The 18,485-nt window shown below is 43.5% G+C and carries 19 protein-coding genes; 9 read left to right on the forward strand and 10 right to left on the reverse strand.

From position 1 onward, the window contains the following. Positions 1-9: 9 nt before the first annotated feature. Positions 10-552 carry a DUF4136 domain-containing protein gene (locus K0I62_RS04145; protein WP_220070265.1) on the reverse strand — a complete coding sequence of 181 codons (543 nt, stop codon included), beginning with the start codon at positions 550-552 and terminating at the stop codon, positions 10-12. 255 nt (positions 553-807) lie between these two features. Here K0I62_RS04145 and K0I62_RS04150 point away from each other — a divergent pair, with 255 nt between their 5' ends. After that, a complete protein-coding gene (locus K0I62_RS04150; RefSeq protein ID WP_220070266.1) occupies positions 808-1,077 on the forward strand; it encodes a DUF1289 domain-containing protein in 270 nt (89 codons plus the stop codon). Between the two features lie 7 nt (positions 1,078-1,084). On the opposite strand, the gene K0I62_RS04155 is transcribed toward K0I62_RS04150, so the two are convergent. Genes K0I62_RS04155 through K0I62_RS04170 form a run of 4 tightly spaced genes read right to left on the reverse strand, consistent with a single transcriptional unit; the run spans position 1,085 to position 4,373 of the window. After that, positions 1,085-2,356, reverse strand: coding sequence for an ATP-binding protein (locus K0I62_RS04155; protein ID WP_220070267.1), 1,272 nt, complete (start codon positions 2,354-2,356; stop codon positions 1,085-1,087). Positions 2,357-2,368: 12 nt separating this feature from the next. After that, positions 2,369-3,082, reverse strand: coding sequence for a response regulator (locus K0I62_RS04160; RefSeq protein WP_220070268.1), 714 nt, complete (start codon positions 3,080-3,082; stop codon positions 2,369-2,371). After that, positions 3,082-3,453 (reverse strand): DUF3019 domain-containing protein, encoded by a 372-nt coding sequence (locus K0I62_RS04165; protein ID WP_258405080.1) that lies wholly within the window; start codon positions 3,451-3,453, stop codon positions 3,082-3,084. Before K0I62_RS04165 ends, K0I62_RS04160 begins: the two co-directional genes overlap by 1 nt. Before the next feature lie 44 nt (positions 3,454-3,497). Then, positions 3,498-4,373, reverse strand: a complete 876-nt coding sequence (locus K0I62_RS04170; protein WP_220070269.1) for a MipA/OmpV family protein — start codon at positions 4,371-4,373, stop codon at positions 3,498-3,500. 475 nt (positions 4,374-4,848) lie between these two features. On the opposite strand from K0I62_RS04170, the gene K0I62_RS19195 reads away from it, so the two are divergent. Continuing rightward, positions 4,849-4,944 carry a GNAT family N-acetyltransferase gene (locus K0I62_RS19195; RefSeq protein WP_258405081.1) on the forward strand — a complete coding sequence of 32 codons (96 nt, stop codon included), beginning with the start codon at positions 4,849-4,851 and terminating at the stop codon, positions 4,942-4,944. 629 nt (positions 4,945-5,573) lie between these two features. Then, positions 5,574-6,137, forward strand: coding sequence for an acetate uptake transporter (locus tag K0I62_RS04180; RefSeq protein WP_220070270.1), 564 nt, complete (start codon positions 5,574-5,576; stop codon positions 6,135-6,137). Positions 6,138-6,278: 141 nt separating this feature from the next. Here K0I62_RS04180 and K0I62_RS04185 read toward each other — a convergent pair whose 3' ends face one another. Further along, complete coding sequence (locus K0I62_RS04185; protein WP_220070271.1) at positions 6,279-6,953, reverse strand: YiaD family glycine zipper/OmpA-like lipoprotein; 675 nt, start codon at positions 6,951-6,953, stop codon at positions 6,279-6,281. 182 nt (positions 6,954-7,135) lie between these two features. Continuing rightward, positions 7,136-7,606 (reverse strand): YcxB family protein, encoded by a 471-nt coding sequence (locus K0I62_RS04190; RefSeq protein WP_220070272.1) that lies wholly within the window; start codon positions 7,604-7,606, stop codon positions 7,136-7,138. A gap of 115 nt (positions 7,607-7,721) precedes the next feature. Here K0I62_RS04190 and K0I62_RS04195 point away from each other — a divergent pair, with 115 nt between their 5' ends. Continuing rightward, positions 7,722-8,036 carry a TehB-like domain-containing protein gene (locus K0I62_RS04195; RefSeq protein WP_220070273.1) on the forward strand — a complete coding sequence of 105 codons (315 nt, stop codon included), beginning with the start codon at positions 7,722-7,724 and terminating at the stop codon, positions 8,034-8,036. A 39-nt stretch (positions 8,037-8,075) separates the two neighbouring features. Here K0I62_RS04195 and K0I62_RS04200 read toward each other — a convergent pair whose 3' ends face one another. Further along, positions 8,076-8,501: a VOC family protein gene (locus K0I62_RS04200; RefSeq protein ID WP_220070274.1), complete on the reverse strand. Its 426-nt coding sequence runs from the start codon at positions 8,499-8,501 to the stop codon at positions 8,076-8,078. Positions 8,502-8,547: 46 nt separating this feature from the next. Continuing rightward, a complete protein-coding gene (locus K0I62_RS04205) occupies positions 8,548-9,153 on the reverse strand; it encodes an NAD(P)H-dependent oxidoreductase (protein ID WP_220070275.1) in 606 nt (201 codons plus the stop codon). A 155-nt stretch (positions 9,154-9,308) separates the two neighbouring features. Between K0I62_RS04205 and K0I62_RS04210 the strand changes: the two genes are divergently transcribed. From K0I62_RS04210 to K0I62_RS04225, 4 genes are all read left to right on the forward strand, one after another. Continuing rightward, the gene (locus K0I62_RS04210) at positions 9,309-9,935 is read left to right on the forward strand and encodes a helix-turn-helix transcriptional regulator (RefSeq protein ID WP_220070276.1); all 627 of its coding nucleotides are present in this window, start codon (positions 9,309-9,311) and stop codon (positions 9,933-9,935) included. Positions 9,936-9,943: 8 nt separating this feature from the next. Further along, complete coding sequence (locus tag K0I62_RS04215; protein WP_220070277.1) at positions 9,944-10,714, forward strand: 16S rRNA pseudouridine(516) synthase; 771 nt, start codon at positions 9,944-9,946, stop codon at positions 10,712-10,714. 119 nt (positions 10,715-10,833) lie between these two features. Beyond that, positions 10,834-11,799: a LysR family transcriptional regulator gene (locus K0I62_RS04220; protein WP_220070278.1), complete on the forward strand. Its 966-nt coding sequence runs from the start codon at positions 10,834-10,836 to the stop codon at positions 11,797-11,799. A 159-nt stretch (positions 11,800-11,958) separates the two neighbouring features. Beyond that, the gene (locus K0I62_RS04225) at positions 11,959-14,226 is read left to right on the forward strand and encodes an OmcA/MtrC family decaheme c-type cytochrome (RefSeq protein ID WP_220070279.1); all 2,268 of its coding nucleotides are present in this window, start codon (positions 11,959-11,961) and stop codon (positions 14,224-14,226) included. A 494-nt stretch (positions 14,227-14,720) separates the two neighbouring features. Here K0I62_RS04225 and K0I62_RS04230 read toward each other — a convergent pair whose 3' ends face one another. After that, a complete protein-coding gene (locus tag K0I62_RS04230) occupies positions 14,721-16,259 on the reverse strand; it encodes an MFS transporter (protein ID WP_220070280.1) in 1,539 nt (512 codons plus the stop codon). Between the two features lie 558 nt (positions 16,260-16,817). Here K0I62_RS04230 and K0I62_RS04235 point away from each other — a divergent pair. After that, positions 16,818-18,470, forward strand: a complete 1,653-nt coding sequence (locus tag K0I62_RS04235) for a methyl-accepting chemotaxis protein (protein ID WP_258405082.1) — start codon at positions 16,818-16,820, stop codon at positions 18,468-18,470. Positions 18,471-18,485: the final 15 nt, after the last annotated feature.

An 18,485-nucleotide genomic window follows, 5' to 3' on the forward strand; every position in this document is an offset into this window, starting at 1 on the left:
TTATGCTGATTAGGGGGTAGGCTTAGGTGGAAACAGAGCCAATATTTTGCTCACGGTTTGTTGAGTCTCGCTGGCTTTCTCTACTCCGCCGTCACTGAAATCAAATTTATCACTGCCTCGCCAGATCAAACGATTACTGGCTAAATCGATAATATCAATTTGAATCAATTGAATTTTATTGCTGTCACTGCCTAATGGTACTCCAACACTGGTTCCGACACTGATTCCACCAGAACTTCCCCAAGAACCTGAACCCAGTCCGATAGATAAGCCTGAGCTTTTCGGCTTATCTTCAACTTTAAACGAATAGGTGACTGAAAACTGTGGTGAGTCAGTTGTCTTGATAAATCCCTGTGCTGTTAACGAGGTATCGATTGCCGACTCGATGCGCCTTGCGCTTAGGGGATCTGTGATGTTCTGTGGTGGTTGGGTTGTAAACTGTTGCAGCTGACTAAAATCGTAATGGGTATCGTAATCCAGCTTGGGCTTGCTTGCACAAGCAACAGCTAGCAAACTAATGAGTAGGATGACTATCCTATTATTAAGGTTCATTGCAAACACCTTGATGAGTATATTTTAAACAATGTGACCATATCTACTTATTTATGCAAGACTTTTAAATTACTCATTAAGAATAAAATTTAGCAAACGGTAAATAAATCAGTTATGTTTTAATCACTTTGTTAGATTTCCAACTTTAGCTTAATTGATTTGTAGATCATATTTGCTGGTGGGATAAGGGGGACGATTATGAGTGAATTTGAAATAAGGTGTCAATTTAGCCTCTGTTCAGGTTAGTTGTTACTTATGGAACAATTAGAGTTTTTTGAGATCCCCAGCCCCTGCATTGGCATCTGTCAAACAGATGCTCGTGGTTATTGTAAGGGGTGTTTGCGCAATCGAGATGAACGTTTTAATTGGCTTAGTTTTTCTGATGCACAAAAATATGACGTCATTCGTTTATGTAAGCAGCGAAAACGAAGGCGTCAACTTGCACTGTTAAAAGCAAAGAAAATCGAGATTTTGCAAGAGCGCGCGGCAGCAACAGACGGTTTTGATTTTGATGCTGAGCCTTAAAGTTGGTTTAACTTGCCTTTAATGGTGGCCAGCAGAGTGTAAATTGCGTAAACCCTGGCTGACTTTGAAGTAACACCTCTCCTTCATGACGCTCCATGATCCGCTTGATGATAGCTAACCCTAGACCATGACCTTTATTACCATTTTGCACGACGTTACTACGATAGAAAGGTTCGAAAATCTTACCCTGATCTTCTGCTGCGATGCCAGGGCCATCATCGATAACACTTAAGACTATACTTTTGTTTTTAATGGTCAACTTGATAACGATCATCTGATCGGCAAAACGTTGTGCATTAATGATTAGGTTTTGCAGCGCGCGTTCTATAAGCGATGGATCGCCCATGACTTCTACCCGTTTTATATCACACTCAAATTGTATCGGTATCGAATGTAATCCTTGAAGTCGCTCAATGGTTTGCTGGGTGAGCTTCGTCAAATCACACCGCTCAAATTGAATGGCTTTGCGCTGTGACTCTAAACTGGCGTAGGTGAGTAGTTCTTGCAGTAGATTTTCCATCTCTTTTACATCTTGCTGCATCTCATCTAAGAACGCCAGCCTACGTGCTTCGTTTGAATCTGGACCGCAGTATTGTGGCATTAACGCGAGGGCAAATTTAAGTCTAGCCAGTGGCGTTCTTATTTCGTGGGACACGGCATTAGAAAGATGTTTCTGGCTTTCTATCAATGCTCGAATATGGTTGGCCATTTCGTTAAAGGTACTTGCTAACGGTTGTACCTGAGAGCGCCGTGAAAGCTGGATTTGGGTATCCCAGTTTGATTGACCAAACTCTTTGGTGGCCAGTCTTAAGGTTTTTAGATCGCGAGATAGAGGCCATACCCAAATGAGTGTAACAAAGGCCAATGATAAGTAGAAAAACAGCGTAAACAGGCCTCTAAGCTGGCCTCTAGGGTCTATTTCTATAGGGCCTGCCATTAAGATTTGTTCGGCATCGACTTTGATAAAATGGAGCTCGTGTTCTTTGTCCTGAGAAGCGACTAGAACGCTGGTTTGCGTCAGCGGCTCATTGGTTCCTAAAGCGATTTTATCTTTGTCTAGTAACTGAAGCGGGTAATTGGCAGCGGTATCGATCTCAGACAGATAGTGGGCTCTTTGCGCTTTTGGAAGTTTGCTAATTAACTGGGCTAATGCAATGAGCGGTGCATCGGCAGCACCACTCTCTTCGACATTTTTTTGCCATAAACTATCTAGCGTCCAACCTATACCTAAAAAGCTAAGGCTTAGCAGTAGGTATAGGCTGATAAAAAGTCTTTTCACCGATGCTCCCGTCTAGTTATTCCAAGCTTCGGGAGCAAATAGATAGCCTTGCCCCCATACCGTTTTGATTCTAAACGGGGTTTCGATGTTGTCACCTAACTTTTTACGCAGGCGTGAAATACGGACATCAATTTTTCTATCTTTACCATCAAAGTCAATATTAAGTAGATATTGATAGATATATTGTCTACTTAGTACCTGTCCAGCTTGCGAAGCGAGTAACCAGAGTAATTCAAACTCATGGCTTGTCAGATCGACCTCGATATCGCCTAATCTAATGGCTTGTGTATGAGGGTCGATGCTTAGTTTACCAAAACTGAGGCAATGTGATTCGGCTTGTGGCGGTTTAGCCGAGCGACGAAGCAGGTTATTAATTCTTGCTACCAGCAATGCAGGATCGACGGGTTTTACGACATAGTCATCGGCGCCTAATTCTAGTCCTTTTATTTGGTCCTCGTTTGAGCCAAGAGCACTCATTAATAGAATTGGACCTGCAAAGTAGTCTGGTAGTTTTTCACAAAGGGTTAGGCCATCCATTCCTGGTAGCATGATATCTAACAAGATAATATCAGGCTTATAGCTGATTAGTCGGGTAAGCACAGTGTCTCCACGACGTTCAACTTCAACATGCATTCCATGCGACTTTAAAAAATCCACAATCAAATTTGCTAGACGAATATCATCTTCGACAAGTAATACTCTATGGGGTGATTGGGGTTCGGTCATTAGAATAGACTCCATGGGTTTCGGTAGCGGCGCCTAACTTGAGGCTCTGCTGTGGGGGTAACATGTAATTTGGCATCGGCTAAGGTTTGATGGGTTTCTTTATCCATCATCACGAACTGAATATCTTTCTCTGTCGATACCATTATGCTCAGTGAGTTAATATTGGGTGAATCGGCGCACCACGTCGTTAATGATTCATTATCAGACATAATGCAGACCGTATACGGCGTATCAGTGTGCCAATTGAGTACCAATTTAATATCGCAGGTTTTATTTGGACTATCGGTAATACAAAATTCTGGGGATAGCGATAGACTAGCTCCAACGGCCTCGTTTGCTGCTTGCACCGTATTACACAGAAAAACTAACACAAGAATTATCTGTAAAAGTTTATATATCGACAATTGCACTGGGTTTAAAACCTATAAGCAGTGCCAACAAAAAAAGTATTGGTATTCTGTTGATTGACTAAGGGGCTCTCTACGATTTTATCGCCAAGTTCAGTGTAGCGAGCTAAGAAAACGAGCTCCCAGTGTTCGTTAATTACATATTGAGTTGTCAATTCTAGTCCTAAATTGGTTGTCGAACCCGCTTGATACTGTTCACTCCAGTAGCGGTTTTCACTAGGTCTAACGCTGTAATAGTAGTTGATTATTTCTTCACTTTTCCAATTAGCGAGAGCGGCTACCTCAATTCTCCACTCATCTAATGCGAGATTATACAGCCATTTAAATTTGGCTTCTGAACCGGAATGTACGTTAAATAAATCGTGCGCAACCGTTAAATTGATTATACCGATGCCGGTGTAAATAAATGCATCAATTCCGCCAAGAAGCGTAAAGTTTCTGTCTTCAAGTTCATTAAATATCGGCTCTGCTTTTTTTGATACATCCCTTGGTCCCGCGAATTTCTCTGTGGGTACAGCAAATTGATTTGTGCCTGCTATAAATATATTCGATGGATCCCATCGATAGAAGTATGCGCTATCTGTGCTGAAGCTGGTGTTCAGATTGATGGTAAATTTTTCATCTTCTACTAGCGTATAGCCAATATTGCCATTATCGAAAAACCAACTATCTCCGTAATAAGCAATAGTGGGGGCGACATAAATAGGGATATCTTCGCGGTCTTTCAATGGATTTTCTTTTACGCCATAACCTAATGCTACGCCAATATCCCAGCGACCAATTTCGATACAATCATTATTTGCCTCACACAAAACCTCACTATCAGCAAAAGCGTGAAATGAGAGGAGTAATGTCGTTAGTAACCAAACAGCAAACTTGTTCATGATTTAGGATTATTACGTTTTCTATAATAATGGTTATTTGGAAATATAGATTACCACTGAACTACATTTTAACCAGATACTTCAGTCTTTATGATGCAAAATGATACACAATTCTGGGTGTTGTAATGTTGAATTTATTCGACTGTTTTCTATCTGAGCAAGTATTGTGTTCGATCTGAGTAAATATTGTTGTTACTTGTGTGCTGTTGTTTGCATTTTTGTAACGTCAGCAGGTGTTTTAGCTTGAGTGAGACCCAATTTTGCACGGTTTAAATAGTTCATTAGCAAGCGTAACTCAAATCAGCGTGTTATTCCCTACATTGTGTCGTCTCTTTCTACAAAATAGGCTTTTGGTGTGCAGGCAGGCGTTATTTTGTAAGGCTCTTGATAAGTAGGCTATGAGGTAACAATACGGGGGCCGAACGGTACGGAGGTTTGCGCGGGTCCTAGGGCCAAGCATGTCGCGAATATGGGGATGGCGGTATGTGAATCGGCTAGAGGTCAAGGTGTTGGCACTGCACTTTTGAAAGCGATTGTTGATGTAGCCCACAATGGGTTAGCCGTTACGTGAATTGGAAGTCTATACCGATAATGAAGCTGCTATTGCGTTACATAAGTGCCATGACTTTGTTATTGAAGGGGCGCTAAAGATTATGCTTTTGGGACGGTCAGTATATTAATGCTTATTTATGGTTAAGCTTGTTGAGTCAAAGCTTGTTAATCTGAGTCGTGAGTTTGAGCTTATTTCCAAAAAGGCGTGGTATTTAAAGCTGATCTAGATCAGTTCAAATTCAACTTTATTTAGCATTAAATTAGTTTGTGATTAACATCTCGTTATTTGAGTTAGTGAGAACGAAGTGGTAGTAATCGTTGTCGCTGAATTACTTTCTCCTGTTATTTAGTTACTTAGATGTCTCATCTTGTGAGTCTTGTCTCAATATCGATAGATTACTTGATTAGAGTCTCATGCGGATTGGGTGTGTTTGTATCCTATTGATTTTAATAAGTAAACTACCTCACATAATTATGATTAAGAATATTTATGCCTGTAAGTCATTGTATTTAGATGTTTTTGTTTTAAATTGCCACCTACAGATACGGGAGATTGCCGAGAACATAGCCATCTAATAAAATCCGCCGCCTGTTGCGCAGGCAAAGCAGTCTACGCATTTATTGACGAGATTTTATTAGGGGAACTTGATGTCTACAAAATTGGCAAATCCAGCGCCGTTAGGGCTTATGGGTTTTGGCATGACCACTATTTTACTCAATATCCACAATGCGGGTTATTTCCCCATTGATTCGATGATCCTTGCTATGGGCATATTTTACGGTGGTATTGGTCAAGTCATTGTCGGCATCATGTGTTTTGCTAGAGGCGATACCTTTGGCACCACCGCATTTACCTCTTACGGACTTTTTTGGTTAACCTTAGTCGGTCTTATGTTAATGCCAAATGCGGGGGTTGCCGCAAGCCCTGCCCACTTTATGGGGTGGTATTTAGCCCTGTGGGGAACATTTACCGCATTTATGTTTGTCGGTTCACTGCGTTATCCCAGAGCGAAGCAATTTGTCTTTGGTTCATTGACCATTTTGTTCTTTTTACTGGCGGCAAGAGATTTCACTGGTAGCGAACTGATTGGCACTATAGCGGGTTTTGAAGGTATGTTGTGTGGTGCGAGTGCTATCTATTTTGCAATGGCTCAAGTACTTAACGGTGAATATGGTCGAACGATCTTACCTGTCGGCGAAATGAAGTCTTAAAACCAGTCAGTCGATAGAAGCCTTGACCGTATAGAGGAGCTCTGCGCGATAGAAAGGTTAGAGTCAATAGCCTTTCAATCTGCGGGGGATACAAGTTATCTAGCCCCCTAAGCAGATGACAAGCTGCTTAGGGGCTTTCAATCAACCTTTTGGCATCGGTGTCAAAACTATCTCAACACGGCGGTTTTGGGCACGGCCTTGCTGCGTGGCGTTATCGGCAATGGGATGAGCCTCACCAAGCCCTTCAGAGCTGATACGTTGGTTATCAATTTTTTGTGACATTAAGTAGTTTGCCACTTCACTTGCACGTACTTGTGATAGTCGAAGGTTATATGCGTCGCTACCAGAGCTGTCGGTGAAACCGAGTACATTGAGTTTAGTTTCATCATATTTGGCCGCAACTAAAGCAACGCTATTTAGCACCTGTTTGGCGCGTTGGCTCAGATTCGATTGATCGACACCGAAAGTGAGTTCATTTGGCATGTTCAATACGATATTGTCGCCATTACGAGTCACGCTCACACCTGTAGATTGCAGTTGTTTGCGTAACTCTGCTTCTTGTACATCCATATAGTAACCAATTCCACCACCAACAGCTGCGCCAGAAGCGGCACCAATCAAGGCACCTTTACCACGATCACTTTTGCTTGAAGAGGCAACCCCAATAGCGGCACCAGCAATGGCGCCAATGATCGCCCCATTGGTGGCTTTGGCATTTTGAGATTCATTGGTATAAGGATTAGTCGTTTGGCATGCTGATAGCAGTATGCTTGAGCTTACAAAGAGCGCGACTAAAGAAAGTTTATTTTTGATCATGATGACTCCCAAAATGCTGTCGAAAAATGTCGACTTGATATCGGTGTAGATTTTCGCATTTCTAACAAAGGGAATTAAGTAGATAATGCATTTACATAAACAAGTGATAGATTATTGTTCACCATTCCTTGGCGATCTTACTTTGTTAACCTGAGTTTTACTTAGTTAAAATCGGACTGCTATTACTGTTTACTACGTATATATTCGCAAGCTTGTTGATCAAGGTAGCGTTTGGAAAGGTAGCTTTGCCCTCGCTCTAGAGTGAAAAGGAAACCTTGCTCAGTCTCTTTTAATCGGTAAATGTCAGTCCACGCGATAATGGAGTCTATATAAGCCGATTTAGTGGCTATACCATTCTCATCTATCGTCAGTTCAACCTCATTACCGGCTGCTCTGCTCCACATTTGGCGTAGTAGCCACCAAGGGCGTTTGAATTTAACGCTTAATGCTTCGAGAACCCCAAGCCCGATAATAAACCATGAAGCATAATTATTTGCACCAGTTAGCAAGAGTATTGTTCCGATAGCAACAAAGATCCCCGCTTTGCTATAACGTTTCATCGAATGATCAAGGCTGACGGATTGATCGAAGCACTCACTATAGTATGGCTTATCGAGAATAAATTGTGTGGTATAGCGAAATGAGCTAGTCATGCATATCACGGGTTTATAAAATTTGCCCTAGTGTAATAGCAATAGAAATTTGTGCAACGATGTACTAGCTTTAGATCTTTATTCATAAATGAATTTTAATGTTAGGCAGGTGTCTATGTCGTGCATACCAAAAGGTTATGTAAAGTGCAAAACTACAGAAGTTTTCGGTAAAGAGAGTATTCCCGATATCTATGCCCAACGTCACTTTACCCGCAGAGGAGTTTATGAGCAGATCCATGTTATTAGTGGTGAACTGATGTTTTATGGCTATAAAGATAAGGAGGGCGAGGTTGAGCGAGAGGTAAGATTAAAAGCCTCTGAAACTGCGATATCCCATCCTGAATATTGGCACAGCATCATGCCGTTAACAGATGATACTCAGTTTGAAATCCATTTCTACATAAAACCAGAAGCCTTAAACAACCCCTAACCTTAATCTGCCCCCGCTCATAAGACAATAATATTGCAGCTAGCGCATTTCGTAGCTGTTACGTTTGCTGGGGTGGTCGGTCAAGTATTCGACAAACTCAACCTCAAATCCATCAGGATCAATAAAGTACACATTACGCCGATAGGGATCGATAGCACCCTCTTTATCAACCTCAAATCCTGCTTGCGCTAGTCGACTGACAACCCCATCAAGATCATGAGTCACAAAAGCAAAATGTGCCAAGCCCACTTGATGGCCTGTTAAGTCTCGGTTATCTGCTTCTCCATCATCATTAAATGCCAGATATTGGTAGTCATCGCCAAAGTGAATCCAGTTTCGAGGTTTGCCGTACCAAGTTCCTTCGCCACCACCACGAACCGTCCAGTGAGGGAATGCTGCTTGATAGAAGGCCAAGCTGGCGTTGATGTCTCTAACGACTAAGTTAACATGTTCTAAGTGGATCATTTCTTACTCCTTTAGGAAACTAATCACGGTCAGATGATCGCAACGATCACATGCCATAACTATATTCCTGTTGCTTCGGGTAGGGTTGATCTTGATGGTTATCTCGAACCATTTTTAGCGCGATACTGTATTGATGCAGCATGTGAATGCTGTAATCAATTCGACCTCTTAGCTGCTGCTCACGCTGATCTTGTTCACCTTGTAGTAATACAGTTTCGCTGTTTCTGATGATGAGGTGATCAGGTATAGGGACCAGTTTGTTGTTCTTTAGTGCATTCATCTTGAGTTCGGCAATGGGATAAGCACCGCTAATGCCCCCCGATACAGCAACTAACAGCGCGGGTTTATGGGCGGTATCTTGGCCATCGCACAGTAGGAGAAAATTCTTTAGTAATGGCGATGCCATACCACCCCATTCTGGTGTGATCAGCACTAAGGCATCGGCTTGTTTGATCAGCGCGCTAATATCATTCCAATTACTATTGAGTAACGCAGGGCTAGCTCTGTCACCATCCCAAAATGGCAGCGTAAACTTACACAGTTCAATATGAGTAACTGATTGAAATTGTGGGCAGTGCTCCGCAATGTAACTTGCAACTTTAGCGCTTTGTGATGGGGTTCTTTGACTAGAGCTGACGATAAGAATATTCATTATGTAAACCATATTGTTTATTTAATGTTTTGTAATGTAATTTATTTACTTAAGATTGTAAATAATAAAGTAAACAAAAAAGTTTACTTATTTATTGGATACTCGTTATCGATAGGTAATAATGTGGGCTGCGGTATGTTATTTGGGGAGATAGGGTGACTAAGAAAACAATTGATAAAATAGTGGATTATCTAAAGGTAGAGGGGCCAACTACTGCCAAGGTATTGGCTGAACAGTTCTCGCTAACAACCATGGGAGTGCGTCAGCATCTACAAGGGTTAGAAGAGGAGGGCATGCTTGTCTTTGAAGATCGCAAAGCGAGTCGTGGCCGACCAACACGCTATTGGTCACTCACCGAGAAAAGTTATTCCCTGTTTCCTGATAGGCACGATGATCTCACCAGTCAACTGATCGAATCGGTAAAAGTGGTTTTTGGCGATAGTGGCTTAGAGCAATTGATTCGCCATAGAGAAGAGGCCAGTAAAGTGCTTTATCAGAAGGCATTAGCAGCTCATTCTAGTGTACTTGCTAAGCTTAATGCTCTGGCTAAACTGAGAACAGAAGAAGGTTATGTCGCTACGGTTGAGCGGGAGAGGGATCATTATTGGTTGCTAGAAAATCATTGTCCTATTTGCGCGGCCGCAAGCCATTGTGTCAATTTTTGTCGTTCTGAATTACAGCTGTTTCAATGGCTGTTTAACGATCTGGCAACGATTAGCAGAGAGGAACATATCATCGAAGGTGCACGTCGTTGTGCCTATAAAGTGGTTCCTAACTCATAGGATGAATAATGCAGTCTAAGCGTTCAAGATTAGATCGGTTTATTAGTCGTCATATCCAAATACCTAAAAAGCAGGTAAGACTGCTATTAGCTCAGGGACGAGTAAAGGTTGATGGGGTAATTGCTAGGGATATTGATCTACAAATCGATCAATTTAACCACATCATCTGCGACGGTCTTGTGCTGCAGCAGCGACAGGCTCGCTATATCATGCTTAATAAGCCCGTCGGGGTGGTATGTGCAACAAAAGACGATAAGCATCGTACGGTTATTGATCTTATCAATGAAGCGGTTAACGATGCACCTAATAGCAATCAATCAAATAGCGAGTCATCCAATACTGATGACCTACATATTGTCGGGCGTCTCGATTTAAATACTTCAGGTTTAGTGTTGCTGACCAACGATAGCCAGTGGTCAAAGGGCATTATGTCGCCTGATTCTAAGGTCGATAAAATCTATGTCGTTACACTGAAAAACCCAATCGATGAGCGTTATATTCAGGCATTTGAAGAAGGGTTTTATTTTGCATATGAAGATATCACGACGTTGCCAGCTAAATTAGAGATCATAAGCAGTCATTGTGCTTTGGTTACTCTGCAAGAGGGACGTTACCATCAGATTAAGCGAATGTTTGGTCGCTTTCGAAACCCTGTGATTGGGTTACACCGGTTATCGGTGGGAGATATAAGGTTAGATGAATCGCTTTTACCTGGTCAAAGTCGTCAATTGACGGCGACGGAAATGATGTCTGTTGGAGGTATTCCTGGTAATAATTAGTCAAATGTTCCGCATAAAAAAATAAATAAGCGAGTGCTAATAGTGTGATGGTGCCCTATATTGTTTTGATGGAATATTGTGTTATAAATATTAGATTGCTCAAATAAACAATAATGCCGATGACTAGTCAAAGCCTAAAAAAAATCAGTGAGCTCGATGTCTTTTGCCTGATCGCTTTTAAAGTGATATTTCAAACTGGGCATGCCAATATTGCGGCTAAGCAACTCAATGTGTCAGCCCCAAAAATTAGTCGTTGTTTGAATATGTTACGAGCCACTTTTGATGACGAGTTATTCTACAGGCGTCAGTTGGGCTTAAAGCCCACGCCGCTAGCTGAATATTTGTATGAGCCTATTTGTCAGTTTTGTGATGCCGTTTTAAAAATAGAACAGTCTGTAGCTGAAAAGGTTGAAGAACATAGTGTCGAGTGTATAAAAATAGCGGTTGCCTCCAGTATTTTGGCTAGTTTGTCACTTGCATTTTCTCGTAGTCAATATCGTCATTTAATTGGAAAGTTGCAGTTTGTCTGTTGGGATAGTGAATCGGCAGATTTAATTCATAATGGTGAGATTGATATTGGAGTCGCATTCGATACGACAAATGAGCATCAGTTGTCTATTGAGTCGCTCGGCGCATTGTCGCAGATCAGCATTGCGGCGGAAGATGCTCATCCTATTTGGACTACTTCAGCACCAATAACATTAGAAACGATCTGTAGTTATCCCTTTCTCTGCCTCGACGGTAAAGGGTTTAATGACAAAATTGATCCGCTCGAAGTTTTTGCCCGTCAAGCGGGAGTGGCCATCGAGAGTATCACCCGAGTCAGCAGCAGAGACGAGTGGTATAGTCACTTGTTAACCATGGGGTCAATCTCATTTTTACCCTGCTCTGAAGCTGGAATTTGTACGAGCTTACCAGGCATTAAAGTTGAGTCTTTATCCACCGATGAAGTTGAGCGTCTTCACGGTGAGAGTATGTCCCCCGAATACATGTTAATCGAGAATCCGCAAGAGTATCGTCGCTATTCTATCGAACAACGCGAACTAATTATTCAACTTATCAAGAAGCTACTCGTTGCCAGCTGATTTCAAAATTTGAAATTCGCCATTTCAAATTTTGAAATTTCCGTTAGTGAATCTTTAAATTGCAATCACAACTTGGATTCAATTAACTAACATTTTGTCACAACTCCCTTATATTAGAGGTACTGCAATAGCAGAAAATACCTATAAAGGGATATGGCGATGAAAAAAAATAAAATTACATTATTAGCCATGGCACTCTTCTGTGCCATTGGTGTGAGCGCGTGTAGTGATGGTGATGACGGTAAAGATGGAGCGCCTGGTGAACCTGGCATTCCAGGTACTCCTGGTGTACCTGGTGCACCAGCGGGATCGACCGTTGATACTGTAGCCACTGCCGCAGACTTCAAACTAACTGTTGCACCTAGTGATATCGTAGTTGTAGGAACTGATGACTTCTCTATTAAGTTCACTGCAACAGGTAAAAACAGTAAAGGAGATGACGTTCCATTCACAGGTCTTGACAAAGTTGCTCTTTATGTGACGAACCAGATGGCTAACCCCACTGATTCGGGCGCGCCTTTGCTCTGGTCAAATAATGCCTTGGTCAACGAGTTTGGCTCTAGCATGTACTGTACGCCGACAGGTAAGGCGACAGCTCGTGGCGGCGCCGAAGTTGATGCTTGTACCTTGGTAGAAGATCCTGAAAACCCAGGTACTTATACAGGTACATGGGAACATGATGGCAATGCGCCTGTAGTGGTTGCCGATGGCGATCCAACTAGCATGTTCCGCGTCATGGTGCGTACCTATAACGTGACCGATGCTTCTGGTGTCGGCATTAGCGATAAATTACTTTCTACACCAGTTGATTTCATACCTGCCACTGGCGAGCTAGCCATGTCAGCTAAAGACTCAGTTTCTAATGCTGCTTGTATTCAGTGTCACAGTGAGTTAATGGGCTATGGTGAAGGCGATCAACGCATTGCTAACATCGGTGCTCACCATAACTATCAGAAAGTGGAAAACTGTGTTGCGTGTCATAATCCAGCTTATGCCGCTGACCAGAACGATCCTGAAAAAGGCTTTAACCCTAACTTCAACGCAATGATCCACACTATTCATGCTGGTGGTCATCTTGCCGAGTGGGGTGTGCTAAAAGGTGAGGCTTTAGAAGAGTTTGCAGGTGTTCACTTCCCAGCAGAGCTAAATCAATGTACAACTTGTCACGACAATGGCACGCAGTGGAACGACAATGTTTATGCTGAAGCTTGTGTAGGTTGTCACGTAACCGTTAACTTTGAAACTGGTGAAGGTCACAAAGGCATTGTTCCCAGTAGTGATGCAGCCTGTTCTGGCTGTCACGGTGCTGGTTCTTTAAGTCCTAAAATTGCTCACAAAGTGGGTAACAGAGTCATAGAACAAGATCAAGTGGTTCTTGATTTCCAAGACGTGACAGTGACTGACAATGGAGATGGCACTAGTGCGTTAACCGTTACTACTAAGGTCACTATCAATGGCGCTGCACCTGCTGATGGTGTTATGTTGGATCCATACATTGACACGGCAGGTAAACTGTTAATTGGTAATGTAGATAGCAACGGAGCTCCAATTACTGGATTAGGCATGTCTGTTAAAGGGGTGGCTATCACTGGCGGTATCCTGACTACGACTAAGAGCTTCGACTCTACTCGCCTGACTGGCTCTATCTATGTGACAGGGGATATGCTGGTTTGTGCGGCCGATGGTGAGGCTGTTGAGTGTACTGAGGTTAATAACCCTTCTAAAGTGTCTGCAAGCGCTCCTGTTAAGTACTTTAACTTAGATGACTCAACTGTTGCCGCAAAAGAAGCTCGTATGAGTGATCCTGCTCGTGTAACTGTAACTGAAGCCAAATGTAATAGCTGTCACGGTAGCTTGACGGTTCCTAAGGAAGGGCATCATGGTGTGAGCGAGTTTACTCAGTGTATGGATTGTCACAATGATAAAAATCCTGTTACTTACTATCCAAATGGGATGTATCAAACAGGTGAAGTCGATGCCGATGGTAAACCAATCACTGCGCCAATTGAAGGTGTAACCTTCTCGCACAGAGATTTGATGACCGCGACTCACCGTTTCCACACAGGCTCTTACGGTGGTGGTATCTACCTAGATAAGAACTTGGAAACTGTAGGTTACCCAGCCCTTGCGACTGACTGTGAAGCCTGTCACAAAGATGGTGCGACCTTCTTCGCAGCAGATGGCGGTTTGACTTCTGGTAAGCGTTCAATCCAAGTCTCTGCGACAGACTACATCTCTCCTGTAGCTGAATCCTGTCGTTCATGTCACATCAGTGCATCTGCACTCGCTCACTTCGAGAGTAACGGTGCGACAGTTCAAGGTACGCCTGCTGGCACAGCTAATCTACCTGTAGAGTCTTGTGCAACCTGTCACGCCGAAGGTAAGACATACGGTGTTGATAAAGTTCACGCTGGAGGCGCTCACTAGAGCCTACAATAATAATTCTCGCTAAGTGGGCATACCCCTGCTAACTGCCCACTGAGAAAGTTGTAATCTTGGGGAACCTGATTTAGGTTCCCCTTTTTTGTGCTCGGCTTTTGTGTCTAGGGCGCGCTATTGGACTTGGCTGGTTATACAATCTGTACAAGAAAGTGAGCTACTCAGCCTGTTTTAGTAGTGATAAATGAGTCTTTTATTACACTCTTGTCTTTTTCTTTGTGAACTCATTACTGGCACTCGTGCACGGTTTGGTGGATGTGTGCCTGTCAGGCTTGCAAACCTGTGATGCCTAGGTGTAGCAGAGTCAGTTAGGTTATCTTCTGTTTCCTTTTTTGCCTTAATGGCACTGCTGTCGCTTCATTTTGCCAAATATCTGCACGTGCCCGTCGATGAAGTCAAGCGTTACACCGGGTTATCGCTGGGGGAGTAAAAAAGCGGTCGAGGCGCAAATAAAAAGGGAGCCATTGGCTCCCTTAACTGAGTTAGGCTCGGGCGCGCTGTAAGTTCAGCAGCCATTTACCGTAGATGAATATCCCTACCGCAGAGATGGTGCCAATAGCGGCAATGATATACCACGCCATACCAATATTATGGGTGTTATACAGCAAGGTGGTGAGTGATTGCGCTGATTCGCCTGTATAGCTCACTAACGTCGTGAACGCTTCGCCCTGAGGAATCGCAGCGACATCGTTTGCGTTCATGCCACGCTCTGCTAATAGCTCGCGAGAGAAAATTTCTTTCGATGCATAGATCTCATAAAGCTTAGGACCGAAATAGCCTTCCAGACCCCAACCTATCCCCTGTGGCAGCATCACAAAGCCCAAATACATGGCTTTCTTGCCTTCTGGGGCAATGTTACCCATAAACTCATTCTTCTTTGGACTGATCATCATCTCGCCAAAAGAGAACATCACAATTGCCAGCACGATCATCCAGGCCGCATTGGTCGCGCCGATAAACACGAAGGCTAAGATACTCAGCAGACAGCCACCTAACATAGCGGTGGTGATACGGTATTTTGCAGTGAGTGCGGCTACTAGGAAGCAGCTAGTCATGATCATCCCCGCATTGAGGTTGAGCATGCCTTCTGGCATCACTTTAGTCCCAGTATTATCGAGACCGAGCCAAAATTGTAAGATGCCATTAGATGTCCCTTCCGTGCCAAATAGACTAGTCACAATCACACTGGTGTCTACCCACTCGGCGATATGGATCGGTAGAACATCAAACAGTGAGTTGAACAGAAACCAGAAGCCGGCAAACACCAGCATATAGTAGATAACGACAGGCTTTTTCAGTTCATGCCAGGCATCTTTCCATAGTGCCTGCTGGCTAACTTCACCGCTTTTTATTTTGCGGTTGCGCTCCATGCGATCCTCTTTGCCAGGTTCTTTGTAGGCCAGCAAGAATAGGAAGTTGAGCGAGATAATGGCTGCGCAGGCATAAAATACATTGTCCCACGAAAGTTGACGCATATGTACGGCAACCAGTGGCCCTAAGAAGCCACCTATGTTGACCACTTGGTAGAAAATACCCCAGGCCATCGAGGTGTTTTGTCTGCCCGTTGATAGCACCAAGGTGCCTTGAATACCGGGTTTAAATATTCCTGTACCACTGGCAAGCAGGATAGCGCCAAACAGGAATCCCCAGAAATTGGGGAAAAAGGCCATCACTAAATAGCCAGAAATTTTAATAATGGTCGAGGCGAAAATGGTTTCCTTGTAACCCACGCGATCTGAGATACCGCCAGTAAATACAGGAATAAAGGTCTGCATTAAGGCCCAAATAGAGATGATCACACCGTAGTCATGCAGGCTGATCCCTAAGCCACCTTCAGAAACGGGTGCCTTGGCATAGAGGCCCGCACTGGCTTTGACGCCGTAGTAAGCAATACGCTCTACCAGCTCCATACCGCCGACTATCCAGAAAATATAACTTAAGCTGGCAATGGAAGCCCACATACCCAGCTGCTTAACTTCACGCAGATCATTGTCTGCGTAAGCATCTTTGGAGTCGCTCATACCCTTCCTTCTACTCTTATTTTATTGTTGTTTTATTCGCAATGATGTTGACCTTGCGATAACCACTTGTGATTGCAGTGCACACTTTACCTAAATTTGGCACTAAAAACCAAAGTGATTAACGGGAAGTTTAATTCGCTTAAACATGAGTATTCGTACCTGTAGCTTATCTGGCTTATTAAGCTTGTCGCGCTTTGCTTTATGTTGTGACAGAAGATGAGGTACAAGTGGCTTAATATGGAAGGGGGGCAGTTGATATCAATCTATACAGAGCACCCCATTTATAATAATTAAATGATTTCTTAACTGTGATCTACTTACTAGTAGGTATGCTTAATGGGTGGCACTATGGTGGTTAATATTTTGTTGCTTTGTTGTTAATTTGTGGGCCGGTAAGAGAAAAGACGATCTCCATTATGAAAGACTATCTTCATTATAAAGACAGTGTCCCTTATAAAAACATTGTCCGTTATAGGCATGTAGTCCGTTATAGGGATATCGTCCGCTAGAGAGACTAGGGTTGAACATGATATGAATCGACAGCAAGGAAATGACTTTATGGATCGAATTAAATCAGTGAGATTTCAACTTAAGTTGAATGTGTTTTTGATCATTATTGCTTTTCTGTTTTTGGGCTATAAAGGGATAACTGGAATGCAGCAAGCTGGGGATTCGATTGGTGATCTCTATACCCAAGGTATGCAGCATAGTATCCGCGCAGGTAAAGTATTAAATGAGCTAGAGAAGGCCCGTAGCGGCCTATTGCTTGGCTTTCAACATGATCCTAGCAGCAAATTTGCCGATATGCACAATCATCCCCTTGAGTTTCACCTTGATGCCAGTAAGGCATCGATTAAAAAGCTGCATGATATTGTCGATAACGAGATTTTAAGCTCAAATTTAGATGATCGTGAGCGCCAGCAGGTCAATCGACTCGTTAGCTTACTCGACAAGGTGACAGAGGAGGGCTTTAAGCCCGCCACGACGGCGTTAAGTAATGGCGATTATTCGCAATCGAATCAAATCCTGTTGACCAAAATTAACCCACTATTTAAAGATATCACCAGTGAGGCGCAAGGGTTCTTAGATCTTCAGATCGATGAGGCGAAGAACAGCTTTGAGCAGTCTGAAGATAATATTGGCCAGTATATCTGGCTGGTAGCCATCTTCTCTGGCATCAGTATGTTAGTCATAAGTGTAAGCTCAACCCTTATCATTAAACGGGTTAGCGAGTCAGTTACTCAGCTAGAAGGCACAGCGTTAGATATTGCCGCGGGAGATCTGACGAAGCGTATTTCACTTGGTGGTAGCGATGAGTTTGCTCATATTGCCGCAAATGTGAACAGTATCGCCTCAGACTTCCAAAAAGCGGTCAACAATACTCATCAATCCACGTCGCGTCTTGCAAGCTCTGCCGAAGAAAACGCCGTGGTGTCAACTCAGACCCAACGCAACGTCTTAGATCAGCAACAACAAACCCAGCTTATCGCCACCGCTATTCATGAATTTACCGCGACCGTGCGTGAGGTTGCGCAAAGTGCTGCTGCCGCGGCAACCGCGTCAGAGGAGGCTAATAGTGCCGCTCACGGGGCGCAAACCGTAGTCAATGAAAGCATCTCGGTTATCGAAGCGCTCGCTAAAGAGTTGACCAGTGCGAGTGAAGCGATGACGCTACTCGCGCAGCACTCAAATGAGATTGGTAGTGTGGTCGATGTGATCCAGGCTATTTCAGAGCAAACCAACCTACTCGCATTGAACGCCGCGATTGAGGCAGCAAGGGCTGGTGAACAGGGACGAGGTTTTGCGGTGGTGGCCGACGAGGTACGTTCGCTTGCTAAGCGCACTCAAGACTCTACCGAAGAGATCCAGAAGATGATCCAGCGTTTGCAACAGGGCGCGCAAAGTTCGATGCAGATGATGCAAAGTGGCACCGAGCAGGTGAAACTGAGTGTCAATAAATCGCTGTCGGTACGACAAGCTTTACAACAGATCATGGATAGCATCGAGCAGATCAATGCCCTCAATACGCAAATTGCGACCGCTTCAGAAGAGCAAAGTTCGGTGACCGAAGAGATTAACATCAACATCACGAATATCAGTGAGATCTCTGATCAAACCGCGGAAGGGGCGAGGCAGAGTAGTGCCGCGACCGAAGATTTAGCCAGACTCGCCGAATCGATGGAAGCCGATATCGCTCACTACAAGGTGTGACCCTTTTCTTATCGA

The organism is Shewanella psychrotolerans (assembly GCF_019457595.1).
Lineage (GTDB): Bacteria > Pseudomonadota > Gammaproteobacteria > Enterobacterales > Shewanellaceae > Shewanella > Shewanella psychrotolerans.